Source organism: Streptomyces fagopyri, from assembly GCF_009498275.1.
Lineage (GTDB): Bacteria > Actinomycetota > Actinomycetes > Streptomycetales > Streptomycetaceae > Streptomyces > Streptomyces fagopyri.
The window spans coordinates 1,503,652-1,521,877 of the sequence record NZ_CP045643.1 but is presented as its reverse complement, the minus strand read 5'-3'; the positions used below and the strand labels follow the sequence as shown (position 1 = coordinate 1,521,877).

Here is an 18,226-nt window from a genome sequence, read left to right as displayed (position 1 = left end):
ATGATCCAGGCCCTTTCTGCTGCTCCCCGGTTCCTGGATCGCTGTCTTCGAAGGGTTCTTCTTCGTCATGCCACTTGCCCTGCTGGCCCTGGCTGTCGTCGCGTTCGGTATCGGTACGACCGAGTTCGCCACGATGGGGCTGCTGCCCCAGATCGCCGACGGCGTCGGTGTGTCGGTGCCGCACGCCGGCAACCTCGTGTCGGCCTACGCGCTCGGTGTCGTCGTGGGTGCGCCCGTACTGACGGGCATCGGTGCGCGCGTCCCCCACAAGCGGCTGCTGCTGCTCCTGTCCGGCCTGTTCGTGGTCGGCAACCTCGCGTCCGCGTTCGCCCCCGGCTTCGGTCTTCTGTTCGCCGCGCGCTTTCTGGCGGGTCTGCCGCACGGCGCGCTCTTCGGCGTGGGCGCTGTCGTGGCCTCACGGCTGGTGGCGCCCGAACGGGCCGCGCGCGCGGTGTCGAAGATGTTCCTCGGTCTCACCGTCGCGAACATCGTCGGTGTCCCGGCCGGCACCGCCCTCGGACAGCAGTTCGGCTGGCGGTCCGCCTACGGCGCCGTCGCCGTCATCGGCCTCGTCGCGCTCGCGTCGCTGGCCAAGTTCGTTCCCCATCAGCCGCGCGGCCGGCAGGCGGGCATCGGGCACGAACTGCGGGCGATGGGCAACAGGCAGGTCGCGATCGGGCTGGCCACGGCGGTGGTCGGGTTCGGCGGATTCTTCGCCGTCTACAGCTATCTGGTGCCCATGCTGACGAACCTGACGGGCATCTCCAACTCCTCGACCACTCTGGTCCTCGCGCTCTACGGCGTCGGCATGACGCTGGGCACGCTGGTCGCGGGTCCCCTCACGGACCGCGCCCTGCGTCCCACGCTGTACGCGGGACTCGCGCTGCTCGCCGCGGCACTGGTGACGTTCTACTTCACCGTCCACAGCACCGTGCCCGCCCTGCTGACGATCACCTTCATCGGCGCGGTGGGATCCCTCATCACCACACCCGTCCAGATGCTGCTCATGGCCAAGGCGAAGGACGCTCCCACCATGGCCGCGGCCTCCAACCACTCCGCCTTCAACCTGGCCAACGCGGGCGGCGCCTGGCTCGGCGGCCTGGCCATCTCGGCGGGCTGGGGGTGGGCCTCGCCCAGTCTGGTCGGCGCGGCTCTCGCGGTGGCGGGCCTCGGCCTGGCGTTCACCGGCGGCTTCATGGACCGGGGCAGCCCCCGCTCCGTGGTGATCACCTCGTCCGGCGGGGAAGCGCCGAAGACCGCCGGACAGGGCGCGGCGGCCCGGGGCGGGGGCGAGCCTTCTCGCTCCCCGCAGCCGGCGGAGGCCCCAGGAGACCTGGACTAAGGGTGGGCCAAGAGCCGTCCCGCTGATCCCCGGCGGGCGCACGACGACGGCCACGGCACCTCGCCGCGTCGTCGGGGTCGGGGTCGCCCGAGCACACCCGGTACGAGGACGCCCCTCCGCCTCTGCTGTGCCCCGTCGAGCATCACCCCGGACACCGGGCGCAAATGGCCCTCCGAGGCTGTCCGTGCCCCGCATCGGAGTCGGCCGGCCCCGCACCCGACCAATTCCTGGCCGACAAGGCCTACACGTCCATCGCAAACCGCCGCTACCTGCGACAACGCGAAACATCGCACACCATCCCCGAACGGCTCGACCAGCGCAGACACCGCCATGCCCGCGGTTCTCACGGAGGCCGACCCGCCGGGTTCGACCGCGAGGGCTACAAGAAACGCAACACCGTCGAGCGTGCCATCAACCGCCTGAAAGGCTTCCGCACCGTCGCCACACGCTACGAGAAACGGGCCTACACCTACCTCGGCACCGTCACCCCCGCCCTCATCATCTGGCTTCGCACATGATCCGAGAAACAGAGTCGCTCCCGGCGGACGACTTGATCGCGTAGATCAGCCGGGGCAGCTGGCAGAGCCCTCCTTGACGGGTCGAAATCGAGCGGGCGCGGTTTGCGCCAGGGTCCGGGCCCGCTCGTGAGGTGGCGACTGGTTCGACCGCTCTCAGTGTCGTGTGCCGGTGGTCTTTTGCTCGCTCAGCCAGTCGGTGAAGTTCTGGGTGCCGCGGGGTCCCGCGCTGGTCGGCAGCAGGCCACCGCTGTTCATCCCGCCGGGGAGGTACAAGGGCAGGACGGGGCGTCTGCGTACGCCTCCTGCGGCGATCCGGCGCCGGGCCATGTCGACCAGCGACTCCACCCGGGGGCCGGCGATCTCGGGTGCCATGCCGTGCGGTGTCGTGACGACGAGGTCGGCGAGGGCTTCGGCCACCTCCCGGACGGCGACGGGCTGGACGCGCCCCATGGGCACCGTTGCGATCGGTCCGGGCAGGGTGTCCAGCATTTGCTCCGCGAATTCGTGGAACTGCGTGGCCCGCAGCACGGTCCACGGCACCGTTCCGCTGCGGACGATCTCCTCTTGGCGGAGTTTCCCCGCGTAATACGGGTTCTTGACCCTGTCGATCCCCACGATCGACAGCGTCACGAGATGGCGCACACCCGCCCGCTCCGCCGCGCCGATGAGATGCCGGCCCGCCCTGTCGAAGAAGTCCACGGCGACGGACTTGCGCATCGTTGTCACGTTGCTGACGTCGACGACCGCCTCGGCACCGGCCAGTGCCGCATCCAGTCCGGACCCGCTGAGCAGGTCGACACCCTGCCTGCGGGACAACACCACCGGCGCGTGCCCGCGATTCCGTAGCACTTCCACGACGTACTGTCCGGCGGTTCCCGTACCGCCGGCCACTGCGATCTTCATGACTGCTCCTGTCCCAGGTAAGCGCTGTTCAAGTACACGACAGCGCAGCCCTGTTGAATGTGACGTGACCGCTCGTGAGCGCGCTCACTACGTACCTTGTCGGAGAAGCGCCGCTGCCGGTGGTTCCTTCTTTTCCGTGCGCGCGGCCGTGGCGCTTGGGCCGATCAAGCTTGGTTATTCCGGCCTTCGTTGAGTCCGCAATACCGGGGAGGCATTGGCCAGGTCACGGGGTGCGTCCTTTCGGCCGGTGGCCTGCGTGGCAGCCGGGGCATCGCACATGTGATCACCTTGCGACGTCTGTCCGGCAGGCGTCGCGGTGCAGGGTGTCGTGTTTAGGGCTGACCCGCAGATGCGGCTGACTTGCGGCATCGCGGCTTCGGCCGGCCTGCGGAGGATGGACATGCGGGGTTCGACCGTGGCCCGCGGCGCCTCCAGAAGCTGATCGCTGTCGCCGTGCTCTGGCACCTGGTATGCGGTCCTGCACCCCCCGCTCCCGGTGGTTCGCTTGCCGCGGCTGGATCGTGGCGAAGCTTGGTGCTGTCCACTGCTTGGACCGGTTGCACCGTAGGGACTTTCGTCGGCAGGGAACTGCGCTGCGCGCGCGACGTCCTCACTGCCGGAGGGCGAGCTGATCTGTTCCACGAACAGTTCTTCGAGGTCGTTGACGTCTCCCGTGTGGGCGGCTTCAACGAACGCCGTCAAGAACGGCTGGTGGTTCGTGGCCGCGGCAGTGGATTCTTTTTCCCTGGCCAGGTTCTTGCGGGCCCGACTGACCAGTTGGCGTGCCCCGGCTGGCGACCAGCCGAGGATCGAGGCGATCTGCTCGTATGGGTAGTCGAACGCCTCCCGGAGCACGTACGCCGCGCGCTGGGCCGGTGTGAGTTTGTCCATGAGTATCAGTACGGCTGCTTCGACGGCTTCGTGGTGGACCGACGCTAGCGCGGGGTCGCTCAGGTTGTCCGCCTGGTCCAGCAGCCACAGACCGGCGGAAGCCTCCCGGCGGGCCTTGGCGGATTGCCGTACGTTGATCGCGAGTCTTGTGGCCATCGTGGTGAGGAAGGCCTGCGAGTTCTTTACCGTGGACCGGTCGTGGTTCTGCCAACGAATCCAGGCCTCCTGGAGGACGTCATCCGCTTCACCTGCGCTGCCGAGTATCCGGAGGGCGACCCCGTGCATCTGGCCACGTGCCTCGTAAAATGCCGCTTCCGCTTCACCCAGGGCTTCACAGTGCGCCGCGGACTTCGACGGCATGGTGCTCATTCCTTGCTCTTCGCTGTAGTCACTTGCTGACGCGGTCTCACGCGTGAACGGGCGTCTGTTTAGCCGTGTGCTGCGTGCTGGGCGTGCGAGTGCGGACGGCCGAGCGGAGAAGGCGACAGCGCTGTCGCGGATTCGTCCACGGCCGAGGGGGCTTCTTTCGTGCCGTCGGCACTGGCAAGCGCTTCCGCGCGCGACTCGTTCGCGACGGCGGGGGTGCGGCGGCGGCCGAGAGCGATGGCTGCCAGCCCTAGCAGACTCCACAGAATGAGGACAGCGATGTGGCCTGCCGATCCGTTGCCGTCGAAGTAGGCCGTGCTGCGCAGGAGGTTCGCGCCGGCGCCAGGCGGCAGCCACTGGCCGATGTCGTTGACTGCTTTGGGGAGCAACTCGGGTGCGGAGGTGCTGCCGGAGAACGGGTTTCCTACGAAGACCATGAGTGCGGCGCTGATCCCCAGCCCTGCGGAACCGACCAGAGTGATCAGGCCAACGGCGGTTGCGCTGATGGCAAACATCATCAGTGCCAGGGATCCCCAGGTGGCCACATGCTCGTGGGGCAGGGCCCCGAGGACGCCTTGGGCAACGAAGTAGGCGGCCAGGCTCACTGCCACGCATGCGATGGCGAGGTCGGCGATCCGACGGTACACAGGCATCCGCGCACCGGACATTGCGATGAACGCTGCGAGAAGGATGCTGCACATGGTGAGGGGGAGGAGCGCCGAGTTGAAGACCACGCCCCGTGGGTCGTCGGCAGAGGTGGGTACGACGTCCACCGTCCGGACACGGGCCTTGGGGGCTGGGGTGGCCAGGTTTTTGCCGGGAGTGGACCGGTGGGACGTGCCAGCGGCTGGCGTGGGCGATGTGCCTGCGTGGGAGCCGAGTTGCTGGCCGGCTGTGGTGAGTATCTGAGCCACGGTCGCACTTGCGGCACTGGCCTCCAGCACTGTGACGTTGCGCGCGGTGATGGCGAAGGCACCGTAGATCTCCCGGTTTTTGATCGCGGAACGTGCGGATGCCTGGTCGGGGTAGAGGTGGAAGTCGAATCCGCCCGGCCTGCTGTGTGTCAGGCCTTCGATCGCGTTCTGGCTGGCCGTGCTCGTACCGACGATGCCTACCGGCAGGTCGCGCGGTTCGATGCGTGATGCGGGCCATGCGTACGCCATCACGGCCAGCGAGATAACCAGCGGCAAGGCCACTGTGACGATGACAGTCCGGCGCAAGGAGAGCCGTCCCCTCGACAAGGATTTCATGATCTTACTCCACAAAATACGAACGATCATTTTATTTCAGTTCCAGTCTGCTGTCGCCGCGCACGCGGGTCAAGCCGAATATTCGTTTTCTTTACATCAGGGCCGGATCCGTGCTCACCACCGTGTGGGCGGCCGGTGCCTTGGCTGCGGTCGAGGTTGCTGTACGGCAGTGATGCGACCGCTGGGACACCGGACGTGACATGCCTCGTGAGGTCCGGCGATGCCTCCCCGAGGCCGGCTGTGGCGCCGCGGCTATGTCTTGCAGGTATCTGTGGCGGGTTCGGCTGTTGCACCCGGGCTTGCCGGCGGGGTTTCGTCTCGGGCTCCGGACCCTTGTGTGGACAGGGGGTGAGCTGGCCGCCGGCGCTGCTGAACGAGCAGGGCCCATCCGGCCATGCTGACCAGTCCAGGGGTGATCATCCGATAGAGGAGGTTCGCGGCCGCGGCGGCGCTGACTGGCATCCCACCGTGGTGCAGCGTGAGAACCAGAGCCGCGTCGAGAACGCCGATCCCTGCGGGCAGCAGCGGAATCGCTGACGCGGCAGTGATCCCTGCGACGTACGCGAAGAGTGCCGTGCTCAGGTCAGGCGGTGCTCCGACGGCATGGCACACCGCGAGCAGGCACAGGAAATCGCCACCCCAGTTGAAAAGGGCCAGGCCGAGGCCATGTATCCAAAACCGGGCCGAAGGAGCTATGGCGGCCAGCTCGTTGAGCAACCGGTCGGCCGACGTCTGCACGGCTGCGCTGCGGCGCGATCGGTGGAGCAGCCGCAGGAGGGCACGCGCAGGCCGCCGCAGCACCACGGGGTGGTGGACCAAGGCGAGCGCGGCGCTCGTGAGTATGCAGATCGCCCCTATCTGGATGGCGATGGAGAGGAGCTGAGAGCTGTCGCCGCTGAGGATGTGACCGGTGCCGGCCAGCAGGGCGAGCGCGATTGTGCTCAGCACACCGGTCGCGGCGTGCACGAAACCGATCTGGGGGACGCTTGCGCCCCAGGAACGCATGCGGCGTGTGCGGTAGGTGAGCGAGAGCAGGCTTCCGCCGGGCAGGGTCGCGCCCACCGCGTTACCGGCGAACACGGTGGCGACGGCCGAACCGAGCCCAACGCGTAGGCCGCCGACTTTGAGTGTGTACCGCTGCAGGCGGGCGAACATCATCATGGAAACTGTTTCACTGGCGATGGCCACCAGAAGCCACGTCATCTGGGCATGGACCAGCGAATCCGCCGCCCGGCGCGCATAGGGTGCGGCCACCACCAACTCGGCGCTCACCACCGCCACGAGGCTGCCTGCGATCACCGCACGGCGCCGCCGCAAAGGCGGCAGGTGCACGAAGCCGCTGACCCGGTGAGCCCGCTCAGACCGGCCCATCGCGTCCGGATCAGGTGCGGGGCCCGCCTCAACTTCGTAGGGCGTACTCATGGCTGGGACGGCCAGTGAGGCAGGACGGAGAATGAACCTTCCAGGTGGAGCTGGCAGCGCGTGCGCTCCGCGACGGCCAGATCCCACAGGCGTCCCAAGAAGTGGACGTCAAGGTCGGCGGCTGCGGCACGTCCTCGTTCCGAGCCCACAGAGACGAGGAATGGGTTGGCGATGCTGAGGCGCGCCAGGGGCGTGACGTCGGTGATGCCGTTGAGCGTGAGGACGGCAAGGGGCAACCGGGGGGCCCTGCTGTGAGCAATGCGGTGGCGGACCAGCCGAAGTTCCCCCGCGGATCCGGCGAGCTGGCTCCCAGGCTCTGTCCGTCGTGACCAGGAGCGGCGTCTTTCGATGCTCTCCGCTATCTGAAACCGCACCAGCCCCTCGACCGGTTTTCTGCCGTCGCGGCTGATGAGGAAGGATTCCACCAGGCGCAAGGGCAGTCGCACGGATGCCTGGCCGCGACGCCGAGTGCACAACCAGCTGTCGGCCTCTTCGCCGACGCTGTCCGGCGACTGTTGGCCGGTGCACAGGTGCTTGCCGTCGCCCGGAGGCGGGGGGAGGGGAAGAGAGGTCATGGTGGACTACCTAGGGGGAGCTTGGGCGGGGACGTGGACGGTCTGCTCAGGTTGAAGATTCGACAGTGGTCCCGGCGATCGTCAGCCGGGACGTGGCCGGGCCGCCTTCTTTGAAGCGACGGCATGTCGTGAAGCGACGGCATGTCGGCCGATCCCGCGGGCGAGGCCGGTGAGGCTGCCGAACAGCATGGTGAGGAGGACTCCGGCCAGGGCATCGGCAAGAAAGTGGTTGCCGGTCGCAACGACGACCAGGGTGGTCAGCACGGGGTAGGCGAGGCCGAGGCCCCCCACGCTCCAGTGGCGGGCGTGCCGGAAGAGGAGCCACCCAGACCACAGCGCCCATCCGACGTGGAGTGAGGGCATGGCGGCATACTCGTTGATAAGCCCCCCCAGTCCCTGCGGCGCGCTGGTCTGCCCGCTCCACCACCCCCACTGCTCGACATCCGCGACGGTGTCGTGGATGCCTGCGTGGGGAAGCAGGCGAGGCGGCGTGGTCGGGAAGCGCCAATACCCGATGAGTGCGGTCAGTGTCATGCCGGCCAGCCAGGTGCGTGCACTTCGGTAGTGCCCGGGATGCGCCCGGTACAGCCAGACCAGGACAACCGGCGTGACGATGTAGTGCAGGGTGGCGTAGAAGTACGCTGCGAGCACGGCCAGGACCGGAAGGCGATCCAGCAGCTCGTTGAGTGACTGCTCCGGAGCCAGGTGCACGACGTTCTCCCAGCGCTGGATGCTCTGCCCGTTGCGGTCCGCACGCGCATCCCAACCCCGCTGCAGCCCACGACTGGTCTCGTAGACGCCGTACACCATTCCCACCAGCAGCAATTCCGCCCACCACCGCGGCAGCGCGCGGCGTGCGATCGATGGCATTGAGGGGCGAGGAAGCAGACGTCGCACAGAAGCAGGCAGGATCACCATCGGGCATCCTCACGCCATGGCCGCGGCGTGCTGCGCGAGCCAGTTCCAGGTGAGCGAGTGGCCGACCTGTATCAGGCGGCGGGTGTCCCGGAAATCGATGAGACTGCCCACAGGGGTAACGGGGGACGGCAGCCGTACAACTGTCCCGCGGACTGTCGCGACGTCGCGCCGCTCGCGCTCATCCAGGATGTGGCCCACGGCGCGGCAGGCGGCGAGGAGAACAGCATGAGTGTGGCGGTCCGTCGGCTGCGTGATCGCTGCGGGTAGAACATAGATGGTGCTCGCGCCGAGTGCTTCCGCCTGGCGCACGGGCGTGTCCGCCGACACGCCGCCGTCGATGAGGCGGTGCTTCCCGATTCGTACCGGAGGGTAGAGGCCGGGGAAGGCGGCTGAGGCGAGCAGTGCCGAAACCGCGTCGCCCTGAGAGAGAACGACCGCAGCGCCGGTCTTTATATCCGTCGCCACGACGTGCACCGGTATGACGCCGCTCTCGAGCCGCTTGACGCCCATCCGATGCCGAAGAAACTGCCGCAGTCCCGCGTTCGAGACCGCCGCCTCCTCCCGGCCCACCAAGGCTTTGACCAGGGTCGGGACGAAAATCGGCGCGACGTGCCGGCGCTTGATGCCCAGCCACAGAGCTTCCATTCGGTCGGTTCCCTGGATGCTCGGATCGGCGGCGAACGCGACGCTGTTGAGCGCGCCTGCTGAGGACCCCACGACAAGGTCGGGTGTGATTCCCGCTTGCGTCAGCGCCCGCAACGCACCGACCTGCGACGCACACAGACTGCCACCGCCCTGCAGCACGAACGCCACGGTGTCGCGCGGTATGGACTCAGCCGGCACAGGCGAATGCGGGGTCCGGTCCACGCGGGCAGCCTGTGACGGAGCGATCGCCGATCTATCGGTGTGGAGGGTATCCATGTCGCCCCCTTCCTTCCGGGAACAATCGTTCTTTTTCGCGGTTTCATCCTGAAGCATGAGTAAGGCATACGTCAAGACGAACATTCGTTTTCCTATAGTGGCGGGCCGCGTCATGCCTGTGGGCACACCTGATCGCCTTGGAGCGCGTCGGTGGCGGCCTGTGCCTGGCGGTCATGCGGCAAGCGGGTGCAGAGCGCCGGCAGGTTCGACGGTGATGGGGCGGGGCCGGACAGGCAGCGGCCAGTTCGTTCTGTGCGCGGAAGGCTGAAGTCGGGACGGCGGCCAGGCTGCTCGATGCTTCCTCGCCTCGGCCGTCGGCATTACGCGGTCGCCGAAGGCGCGGGACGCCCGCGACTGGCGTGGCTGACTGTGTACCGACTGTCCGTCGCGTCGAGCGGGGGCGATGCATGATGCTGTCGTCGAGCGGAAAGGCATCCCGCCGAAGGATGACCCACGGTCTCCCCGACAGATGGAGGGGCCAGGCGAGGCGTGGCCGGCAGGGCGTGGAAAGAGCAGTCGTGGACGGCTACCTCGCCCGCGCCTATCGCGAGTGGCTTCACGCGGACTGACTGCTCGACGCGGGCACTGCACTCATCGACACGGTCGACCTGAAACGCTCCGGTCGGGAAGCTTCACGGGGCGGGCGTGCCGAGCGCCGCCGGTTCAGGCTGTCGCCGGATCCGGCCAGAGGGCGCGCAAGGCGTCCGGAACACCTTCCAAGGCATTGGAGTCGCCCATGGCCAGCTGAAGGATGTAGCCAGGCAGCATGCACATCAGGGTGGCGGCTACGGCTTCCGGCGGCGCTGTGGCCGTGAGACTGCCGCTTTGCTGGTGCTCCCGCACGACATCGGTCAGGGCGGAGCGCATCTGCGTCATCAAGTCATCGAACTGCGCAGCCAGAGAGGGGTTCCGTAGCGATTCGGACCATGCCAGCACGGACAGGCCGGCGATGTTCTGCTCTTCGGTCTTCGTCTTCACGATGTCGAGGACGGCGGCGATGAGGTCCCCGATCGAACTGCCGGGACGATTCCTGGCCACGCTGCTGACCATTGCGAGGACGTCGCGCATGTTCTCCTCGACGATCGCCGTGATCATCTCGTTCTTGCTGGCGAAGTGCCGGTAGACCGCGCCGGCCGAGAGGCCCGACTCTGCGAAAAGATCCTGCATGGATGTCGAATGGAATCCGTCGTGCAGGAAGCAGCGCCGGGCCGCGTCCAGGATCTGCGCACGCCGGGCGTCCATGTACTCCTGCGAGACCTTGGGCATAGATCCATCCTTGGTATAAAAAAACGAACCCTCATGTTATCTTAGCGTGCGGAAGGTGCTCCAGCCGGTTCCCATGGTTCGCAGCACACACAACGCTGACATCCGGCACCCTGAGGTGACCACGCATGGTGTTCCGCGTCGCGCGAGGCCGCGAGGTAAACCCTGAGACTCTGCGCCGCGCGCCCGATTTTCCGTCTCCGAGAGGAGCCAGCTCGTGAGCCGTCATGGAAACAATCCCCATGAGGCCGGGCAACGGCACTGCCGAATCCGATCACAACCAATGACCTCGCAACCCAGGCCAAATGGACGACACACAATTCGAGCTTGGCACCGAAGCCGAACGATGCCACCGGGAGTCAGGCCTACTGCATGACCTGCGTGCCGACGAGCGCGACGTGTCGAGCGCGTGCGGGGTCGGCACATTCGGCAGAACCTCTCAGGCATTCTGCTTCTCGTGGCGCCCGGTGTTGGCGGCACCGTCGCGCGGAAAGAAGCGGTGGTCTACGGCATTTCACGGTCCTTCACGGTCGATGAAATGAGAGCAGTTGGAGGCGGAAAGCCTTGGACGTCTACGAGGCAGTCACGAGCCGCAAGGCAACGCGCGCATTCACCGACCGGCACGTGCCCAGAGAAATGCTGGAACGCGTGCTGCTGGCCGCGGCTTGGGCGCCGTCCGGATCGAATCTCCAACCCTGGCACCTCTACGTACTGACCGGCAGGCCGCTGGCCGACCTCAAGAAGCGCGCCGGCGAACGTGTGGCCTCGGGCGAACCCTGGGACGAACCGGAGTACGAGCAATACCCGCCGACGCTGGGGTCCCCCTACCGCGAGCGCCGATCCGCTTTCGGCGAGCAGCGCTACGGCGCACTGGGCATCCCCCGCGAGGACCTCGAAGCACGACAGAGAGCTGCGTCCGCCAACTGGCAGTGCTTCGGCGCGCCCGTCGCCCTGTTCTGCTACATCGACCGAGACATGGGCCGGCCCCAGTGGTCCGACCTCGGTATGTATCTGCAGACCGTCATGCTGCTGCTCCGCGCTGAAGGACTGCACAGCTGTGCCCAGATGGCATGGGCGAAATGCCGTAGGACTGTTGCTTCCGTTCTCTCGCCCCCAGACGAACTCGTCCTCTTCTGTGGGATGTCGGTCGGCTACGAGGACGTCACGACACACTCCCCGCGTACGGGCCGTGCACCGCTCGCGGAGACGGTGACGTACGTCGGTTGAGGGGCGAGCGGGCGGCGCTGTTCCTCAGGTCCGGCGGGGCAGATCTGGGAGTGCCGACTGGCGAAGGATGGTCGGCGGGTGCCCCGAGAATCAAACGACTTGCGTAATGGGCGACAGATATTCTCGGCCTCGTCCGTTGATGCCGTCAGCGCCGGTCGTTGGCCTGCCTTCGTGCTGCCGTCCGGGAAGTCCTCGCCCACGGCCGGCGAGACCACACCTGGTCAGGAAGGTCGCTGGAGGCCGCCGCTAGCCCGCGGAAGCCGTCACGCCTATGACAAGGGCGAAGTTCCTGGCGCCCATGTCTTGAGGAAGCTCGCCCCGGAGCTCTTCGTCACCGGAACGGAACTCAAAATTCCATGTTCGCGCGGATCACGTACCTCGCGTGACTGCGCATACTGCGCACCACGCCTCGCAACAATGGTTGTCCATAGAACCAGTTGCGAGGGCTGCAGCAGCACGTGCGACGGATACACCCTGCTCTTTACCGTTGAACGAAGCCGCGTGAACGAGGCCAGTGACCTGAGATCTCCTGCACAACGCCCTCAGGCGCGGCGCACTGTCACAAATTGAGGCCCTATCAGGTCAGAAGATGTGTATCAATCGCATTTCCGTGATCCCGGCAGACGGCGAAAGCTAACTCCACCCAGCAGCACCCCGACCGCAGGGGCGCCCACTTCTGCCTACCTCCACAGCCAGCACAGAAACACAGCATGGAGTGAGTATATGGACACATGTGAGATAACAGATTCCGCAGCCGCGATGCTGGACGAAAACGGAACCGTCGTCGGATGGACTCAGGCCGCCGAAAACCTCGTCGGATACTCCCCACAGGACATCGTCGGCCGCTCCGCTGCACTTGTTGTACAACCTTCCCAAGAGGCACCCAACATGACGGCCTACGTCGAGCGTTGCCGTGACCGGGAAGGATGCACGGACACGGCAGAGGTGCGTAACCGAGACGGCCGGATTCTCAACATCAGCCGCCGGATTTCGATGCTGCGAGGGGACGATGGATCAGTCCGATGGCTCGTGTCCCTCACCGACATTGGCAGACTCACCAAAGACGTCCGGAGCGGACCAATACGAGACTCACTCCTCGCCCGAGCGTCCATCGGAATCGTAGTACGAGACCGGGACCTTCGTTGCAGGTGGGTGAACGACACAATGGAGCACCTCGACGGCATCTCCCGCGAGCGACGACTCGGGCGCGGTCCCATCGACGCGCAGCCCGGATTTGAAGCCGAAGTGGTCGAGGCCCTGATGCAGGAGGTGCTGCAGAGCGACACCACCAGAGTCCACGAGTACCGGGCATGGCTGCCCGCGAGCCCCCGCCGCGAGCGAGTGCTCGCAGTCTCGTTCTTCTGCCTCAAAAACGCTGACGGCCAGCCATCGGGACTGTGCACGATCAGCGTTGACGTTTCGGAGAGCCGGCAGGCGCGCGAGCGCCTCGCCATCTTGAGCGAGGCCAGCACCCGACTGGGCAGCACCCTGGATGTCATGCAGACCAGCCAGGAACTGGCCGACCTCGCCGTGCCCCTGCTTGCGGACTACGTTGCCGTGGACCTGGAGCAATCTGTTCCGTTCGGCGAGGGTCCGCCGGTCCGGGTCGGCTGGAGGGGTGGGCCCCTGCCTCAATTGCGACGTGCCGGCATAGCCTCGGTCCGCCGGGGGGTCCCCGAATCCCCCTGGTTGAGGGGGGACGCGGTCCCCCTGACAGGCGCCTCGCCGTTTGCCCATCTTCTGCGCACGGGAAAAGCCCACCTCGAGCCTCACCTTGATCCCGCGCCGGGTGGATGGATCGACGACGAGCCGGCCCGGGCGCAGAAGATCCACCAATACGGCATGCATTCTTTGATGGCCGTTCCCATCTGCGCGCGAGACACCCTGCTGGGCATGGCGCTGTTCGTCCGCACGAAGGACCCGGTTCCTTTTCAAGAGAGTGACTTGCTTCTGGCCGAGGAACTCGTCAGCCGCGCGGCGCTCTCGCTGGACAACGCCCGCCAGTACGCCCGCCAGCACACCGCGGCCCTCGCACTGCAGCGAAAGCTTCTTCCCCGCGCACTGTGGGGCGGCTTGGCAGTCGAAACCGCCTCACGCTACCTGCCTGCCGACATGGAACACGGAGTGGGAGGCGACTGGTTTGACGTGATCCCGCTGTCCGGTGCCCGCGTCGCCCTGGTCGTCGGCGACGTGGTCGGACACGGAATCAACGCCGCGGCAAGCATGGGCCGACTACGCACCGCCGTACGCACCCTCGCCGACATGGAACTGCCCCCCGCCGAGTTGCTCGCTCACCTCGACGACACCGTCCAGCGACTGGCCAACGAAGACACCGACACAGCGGACCAGACCCCCATCGAAGGCGCTACCTGCCTGTACACCGTCTACGACCCCGTCACCCGCCGGTGCACGATGGCAGCAGCAGGACACCCTCCGCCTGCGACCGTCGACCCGCACGGGCGAGTTACCTTTCCCGACCTTCCTCCCGGAGCCCCGCTGGGTGTCGGATTGGGAGATCCCTTCGAGTCCATCGACATGGAACTGGCCGATGGAAGTCTGCTCGCCCTCTACACCGACGGCCTGGTCGAGACACGAGACCAAGACATCGAGGAAGGCATGCGTCGGCTCGGCGCCGTCCTGGCGCAACCTCGACGATCCCTAGAAGAGCTCTGCCGCCTCGCGACCGACTCATGCCCTGGCCACCTACCATCAGACGACGCCACCCTGCTCCTTGTTCGCACTCGGTCACTCAAGCCCACATACGTCGCCTCCTGGACACTGACCAATGACCAGGCTGCCGCCCGCGGCGCCCGCGACTTGGTGGCCCGTCAACTGAACCAATGGGGACTGGAACGACTTCAGGACCCGACAAGGCTGATCGTCAGTGAATTGGTCACGAATGCTGTACGCCACAGCACCGGCGCCATCGGTCTGCGACTGATCCGACATGAACTCCTGACCTGTGAAGTATTCGACAACGACGCATTTTCCCCGCACCTACGCCGAGCCCGCACCACCGATGAGAACGGACGCGGCCTCGCCCTGGTCGCCCAGTTGTCTCGTAGGTGGGGCTACCGCCTGACGCTGGAGGGAAAGGTCGTGTGGGCCGAACAAGCCATGCCTGCTGGTCTCAGTGGGCGGTTCGCGAGTGATCGTCCGTTTCAAGGCAGAGTTGGGTGAGGTTGGCTGGTGGCGGGCGCGTCGGAAGGGTGAGCACGGCCGCCTGTCCGTCGGGCCACTTCCGCTCGTGCGGAGTCGACGTCCGGCTCTGCTCACGAGCATGCGCAGGAGGGGGGGCATTTCAAGTCCCCGGCTGCAAAGCCGACCTGGACGCCGACGGGATACCTCCGCCGGTGCGGAGCCGGCTGGTTCATGGGCATCAGCCTGCACGGCTTCGACGTGTGTCCTTCGCTCGCGTGGAGTGTGACGTACTGCCGTAAGGAGGTGCGGATTTGCGGATTGGGACTCTTCTCTTCGTGCGGCGCCGACGGGCGTCGCGGTGTTCGGCGAGCCTGTGGACGCTGACGGGTCGTCGGCCGGCGCCGGTCCGCACGTGGCCGCGGTTTCCTGGCCACCCTGGGGGTCGTGTCGGGTCCGGGTCCTTGTGTGGTGCGCGCGCCGGGTAGGGGCGCCCGGTCGACCATGCGATAGCCGGGATCCGCCGTCCGGGTACATCACCGCCCAAGGAGCCTGCCCAGGGCACTGTCCGCTGGTCGGTGCTGCGGCGCATCACCACAGCCAACCGTGCGTTCACCGACACGCACGAATTGACCACCGCAGTCCGGCGGGGCACGCCAACTCCACTACCGCTCCGGCGTGCTCGACGGCTGTCTCACCGGGACGGACCTGGTACTCGACCTCGAGTGACGGATCAGTCCAGCCAAATGACTATGGCATCGCCTGCGGCGGCTGCCGCTTGGAAGAACGGCATGAGAGCCTCGTACTGGTGGGTCACGTACTTGAGCCATTGCAGACCCTCGCCTGCGATGTTGGGATACAGGTCGGCCTGGGCCGGCTCTTCCTCGGTGACACCGCGGACCAGGGCATCGGTTGGCACCTCGCCCAGAGCGGCTGCAGCAGCATGGACTCGCTCCGGTGGAAGGTACCGGGGCGGTCCGTAGCCCCAGTCCTCAGCTCCGGGAATCTCCTCTTCGCCATGCACGATGTCTACGGGGAACTCGATCCGTCGCAGCAGAAAGCCCAGGGTGTCCCATGCTTTGTCGATGTCGAGGCAGCGCGACTGACTCGCACCACCGGTCTCGTCAGCACCGGCCTCGATCAGTTCGTGGATGAATTCCAGGGCCCAGTCCGGGTCACGGACCGCGCGATCGAGTTCGGCGGGCGTCAGGCGTACGTACTCTCCGATCATGCTTATGGACCGGATGCTAGAGGCCAGGACTGACACCCCGCGAGCAGCAGCGGCGTGCTGTCCCATGGACCGCGGCTGCGCATGACGCGACAGCACCATGGTTCAGCCCACGACATCGCGCGTTCAATCATCCTGACCGACCGACTCAATGACGGCTTCCGCCACCAACTCACGGGCTGGGACGTATAGAGGCGGTAGCCGCCTGCCAGCCGACAGCCGGAGACTCGGGTGTCCCTGCACAGCGGTCTGCCCGCCGCCTTCCTGCGCCCGGCACCCAAGAACCACGGCACGTGGCAGCAGATCGAGGGCGCCGACCTGGGAGGCCGGCGGACCGTCCTACTGGACGACACCGCTCGCAGCGGCACCAGCCTCCAGCGCAGCGCCCGCCTGTTGCGCATCGGCGGCGCGCTGGTCGGCACGGCCGCGTGCGTCCTGGACCGGGACGCGGGCGCCACCGCTCTGCTCGCCGACCACCACCTGGTCCGAAGGGACGTGGGAGACCGTCGCCCGCCGGAGCGGCCCTGCTCGCCCGCCACCCGGAGACCGCGACGGCGCTGGAAGGGCTACTCGCCGTCGGCTGACCTGGCGCAGGTGCTCACCAGAGCGCGGATAGCCGGTGCGGGCAACGCCGTGTTGGCGGCCGCGTGGTGGACCAGCTCCTCGTCGTCGAGGAGGTCCGCCAGCCGGGACGACGGAAGGTTCGGGTGGCGTGCGAACGCGGCCCGGACGGCGGGGTCGGGGTCCCGGGTGAGCCGCTCCACGACGGCCTGGGGGACCTTGGGGTCGCGGGCGGCCAGCGCCCGGACGGCGGGATCCTCGTCGTCGGCGTGGACGGCCAGTGCGTCAATGGGGAAGCGCCGGCGGGTGAGGAGGCGGTCGCGCTGATGGCCGGTGTACTCGAGGAAGCTGCGCAGGAGCAGGGCCGCCGGGGCGTCCGGGTGGTTCTGGGCCAGCAGGACGCGCACGCCCAGGTCGTCGTCGACGGCCAGCCGGGCCACCAGGTCGGCCGGCAGGGTGTGCACTCGCGCAGCGTTTCTGCGCAGCATCGGATGACCGGACAGCGCGTCCCGGCGGACGACCTTGGGGTCCGGGGGCGTCAACGGCTCGGGACGGAACAGGAAGAGCCCGTCCAAGGGGACTGCGTAGTCGATTCCGGCCCGCTCCTCCTCGCTCCACGCGGGGTGCACGGAAACCGCCAGCCGCACGCCTGGGTCGGGATCCGTGGCAAGGGCTTGCCGCTCCGCAGGATTGAGGTCCGGGTGGCGAGCGATCGCCCTGCGCACGTCCGGCACGGGATCGGCGGCGAGGGTGCGGCGCTCGACGGGGCCGAGGTCGGTGCGGCCGGCGATCTCCGCACGGATCTCCGGGTCCGGATCGGAGGCCAGGAGCCTCACCACGTCGGGCGGCAGGGTTGGGTTCCCGGCGATCATCGATCGGTCCTGCGGGCCGGCCGGCGCGGTGAGGACCGCGTCCACGACCGCCCTGCTGAGTGCCCGGTGCATCAGGATGTCGGTGCGGCCGTGACACGGTCTGTCGGGCAGGACGCTCTCGACCCACACCGGGTCCTCGTCGCGCAGATGCCGCTGAGCCCTCGACCGGACCTCGTCGTCGGGGTCCGTCAGCAGCGCGGCCCGTGTCTCGGCGGGCAGCCACGTCCACATGCCGACGCCCCAGGCGCGGACCTTCGGATCCGGGTGCGTGGGCATTGACCGGCGCAGCCCGGGCGAGAACTGCCGGTAGAGGGAACCGCCGAGGTGTTCCTGCTCGTAGCTGTTGATCATGTGCACGACGGCGTCGTCGGGCAACGGCGGCCCGTCGTACCCCGGCCCGGGTCCCTCGGCGAGGTGGGCGCGGACGAACCAGTGCGGATCATCCAGGAGCTGTGCCCGCTGGGCCGGATCGACATGGGGGTTGCGGGCGAAGAAGCTGCGGGTGCGATGGTCGGGGTGCGCGATCACGGCGTCGACGACCGCCGACGGCAGGACCCGGTCCCGGCACAACACCATCCGTACGGCGAGAGGGGCCTCGGCCAGCAGGTGCAGCAGGACCTCCAGCGGAGCAGCGGGATTCAGCGCCAGCCCGGCGAGCCGCCGGGTGGGCAGGTCGGCGTCCTGCCAGATTTCGTCAGCTGTCGGCACGCCTCGAACTCCCAAGGAAAGACCACGTGATGGGCCCCTGCCACAGGGCAGGGGCCCATCACCCTAACCGCTCACTACTGCCCCACCGGTGTGAGTGGGCGCGTTGGCGGCATTGGGTGGGTG

Annotated in this window: 13 protein-coding genes and 1 pseudogene; 4 read left to right on the top strand and 10 right to left on the bottom strand. The window is 67.4% G+C overall.

Going from position 1 to position 18,226, the window contains the following annotated elements; translation table 11 throughout:
- Positions 1 to 67: 67 nt before the first annotated feature.
- Together GFH48_RS06525 and GFH48_RS06520 are read left to right on the top strand one after the other, a co-directional pair.
- Positions 68 to 1,342 carry an MFS transporter gene (locus tag GFH48_RS06525; RefSeq protein ID WP_228120415.1) on the top strand — a complete coding sequence of 425 codons (1,275 nt, stop codon included), beginning with the start codon at positions 68 to 70 and terminating at the stop codon, positions 1,340 to 1,342.
- 175 nt (positions 1,343 to 1,517) lie between these two features.
- Positions 1,518 to 1,860 (top strand): annotated as a pseudogene (locus GFH48_RS06520) (IS5/IS1182 family transposase); the annotation flags it as partial.
- A 153-nt stretch (positions 1,861 to 2,013) separates the two neighbouring features.
- Here GFH48_RS06520 and GFH48_RS06515 read toward each other — a convergent pair.
- From GFH48_RS06515 to GFH48_RS06485, 8 genes are all read right to left on the bottom strand, one after another.
- The gene (locus GFH48_RS06515; RefSeq protein WP_153287339.1) at positions 2,014 to 2,763 is read right to left on the bottom strand and encodes an SDR family oxidoreductase; all 750 of its coding nucleotides are present in this window, start codon (positions 2,761 to 2,763) and stop codon (positions 2,014 to 2,016) included.
- Positions 2,764 to 2,937: 174 nt separating this feature from the next.
- On the bottom strand, positions 2,938 to 4,023 hold the full coding sequence (locus GFH48_RS38480) for a sigma-70 family RNA polymerase sigma factor (RefSeq protein WP_194280515.1): 1,086 nt from the start codon (positions 4,021 to 4,023) through the stop codon (positions 2,938 to 2,940).
- Between the two features lie 59 nt (positions 4,024 to 4,082).
- The gene (locus tag GFH48_RS38475) at positions 4,083 to 5,300 is read right to left on the bottom strand and encodes an ABC transporter permease (protein WP_194280514.1); all 1,218 of its coding nucleotides are present in this window, start codon (positions 5,298 to 5,300) and stop codon (positions 4,083 to 4,085) included.
- Between the two features lie 222 nt (positions 5,301 to 5,522).
- Complete coding sequence (locus GFH48_RS06505) at positions 5,523 to 6,692, bottom strand: lysylphosphatidylglycerol synthase transmembrane domain-containing protein (protein WP_153287338.1); 1,170 nt, start codon at positions 6,690 to 6,692, stop codon at positions 5,523 to 5,525.
- Positions 6,689 to 7,267: a hypothetical protein gene (locus tag GFH48_RS06500; RefSeq protein ID WP_153287337.1), complete on the bottom strand. Its 579-nt coding sequence runs from the start codon at positions 7,265 to 7,267 to the stop codon at positions 6,689 to 6,691. The genes GFH48_RS06505 and GFH48_RS06500 overlap by 4 nt, the downstream gene beginning before the upstream one ends.
- Before the next feature lie 81 nt (positions 7,268 to 7,348).
- Positions 7,349 to 8,185, bottom strand: coding sequence for a phosphatase PAP2 family protein (locus GFH48_RS06495; RefSeq protein WP_153287336.1), 837 nt, complete (start codon positions 8,183 to 8,185; stop codon positions 7,349 to 7,351).
- A 9-nt stretch (positions 8,186 to 8,194) separates the two neighbouring features.
- Positions 8,195 to 9,190 (bottom strand): patatin-like phospholipase family protein, encoded by a 996-nt coding sequence (locus tag GFH48_RS06490; protein ID WP_194280513.1) that lies wholly within the window; start codon positions 9,188 to 9,190, stop codon positions 8,195 to 8,197.
- Between the two features lie 579 nt (positions 9,191 to 9,769).
- A complete protein-coding gene (locus GFH48_RS06485; RefSeq protein WP_153287334.1) occupies positions 9,770 to 10,372 on the bottom strand; it encodes a TetR/AcrR family transcriptional regulator in 603 nt (200 codons plus the stop codon).
- 561 nt (positions 10,373 to 10,933) lie between these two features.
- On the opposite strand from GFH48_RS06485, the gene GFH48_RS06480 reads away from it, so the two are divergent.
- On the top strand, positions 10,934 to 11,596 hold the full coding sequence (locus GFH48_RS06480) for a nitroreductase (protein WP_153287333.1): 663 nt from the start codon (positions 10,934 to 10,936) through the stop codon (positions 11,594 to 11,596).
- 723 nt (positions 11,597 to 12,319) lie between these two features.
- On the top strand, positions 12,320 to 14,776 hold the full coding sequence (locus GFH48_RS06475) for a SpoIIE family protein phosphatase (RefSeq protein WP_153287332.1): 2,457 nt from the start codon (positions 12,320 to 12,322) through the stop codon (positions 14,774 to 14,776).
- Positions 14,777 to 15,467: 691 nt separating this feature from the next.
- Here the strand turns inward: GFH48_RS06475 and GFH48_RS06470 are convergent.
- Together GFH48_RS06470 and GFH48_RS06465 are read right to left on the bottom strand one after the other, a co-directional pair.
- Entirely contained in the window at positions 15,468 to 15,971 is a 504-nt protein-coding gene (locus GFH48_RS06470) for a YfbM family protein (RefSeq protein WP_407698700.1), read from the bottom strand.
- 557 nt (positions 15,972 to 16,528) lie between these two features.
- Positions 16,529 to 18,103: a hypothetical protein gene (locus tag GFH48_RS06465; protein ID WP_153287330.1), complete on the bottom strand. Its 1,575-nt coding sequence runs from the start codon at positions 18,101 to 18,103 to the stop codon at positions 16,529 to 16,531.
- Between the last annotated feature and the right edge of the window lie 123 nt (positions 18,104 to 18,226).

Bases quoted from the DNA above. Each gene is read 5' to 3' on its own strand.
- GFH48_RS06525 (WP_228120415.1), top strand. From the start codon at position 68: ATGCCACTTGCCCTGCTGGCCCTGGCTGTCGTCGCGTTCGGTATCGGT.
- GFH48_RS38475 (WP_194280514.1), bottom strand. From the start codon at position 5,300: ATGATCGTTCGTATTTTGTGGAGTAAGATCATGAAATCCTTGTCGAGG.
- GFH48_RS06505 (WP_153287338.1), bottom strand. From the start codon at position 6,692: ATGAGTACGCCCTACGAAGTTGAGGCGGGCCCCGCACCTGATCCGGAC.
- GFH48_RS06500 (WP_153287337.1), bottom strand. From the start codon at position 7,267: ATGACCTCTCTTCCCCTCCCCCCGCCTCCGGGCGACGGCAAGCACCTG.
- GFH48_RS06475 (WP_153287332.1), top strand. From the start codon at position 12,320: ATGGACACATGTGAGATAACAGATTCCGCAGCCGCGATGCTGGACGAA.
- GFH48_RS38480 (WP_194280515.1), bottom strand. From the start codon at position 4,023: ATGAGCACCATGCCGTCGAAGTCCGCGGCGCACTGTGAAGCCCTGGGT.
- GFH48_RS06485 (WP_153287334.1), bottom strand. From the start codon at position 10,372: ATGCCCAAGGTCTCGCAGGAGTACATGGACGCCCGGCGTGCGCAGATC.
- GFH48_RS06495 (WP_153287336.1), bottom strand. From the start codon at position 8,185: ATGGTGATCCTGCCTGCTTCTGTGCGACGTCTGCTTCCTCGCCCCTCA.
- GFH48_RS06490 (WP_194280513.1), bottom strand. From the start codon at position 9,190: ATGTTCGTCTTGACGTATGCCTTACTCATGCTTCAGGATGAAACCGCG.
- GFH48_RS06515 (WP_153287339.1), bottom strand. From the start codon at position 2,763: ATGAAGATCGCAGTGGCCGGCGGTACGGGAACCGCCGGACAGTACGTC.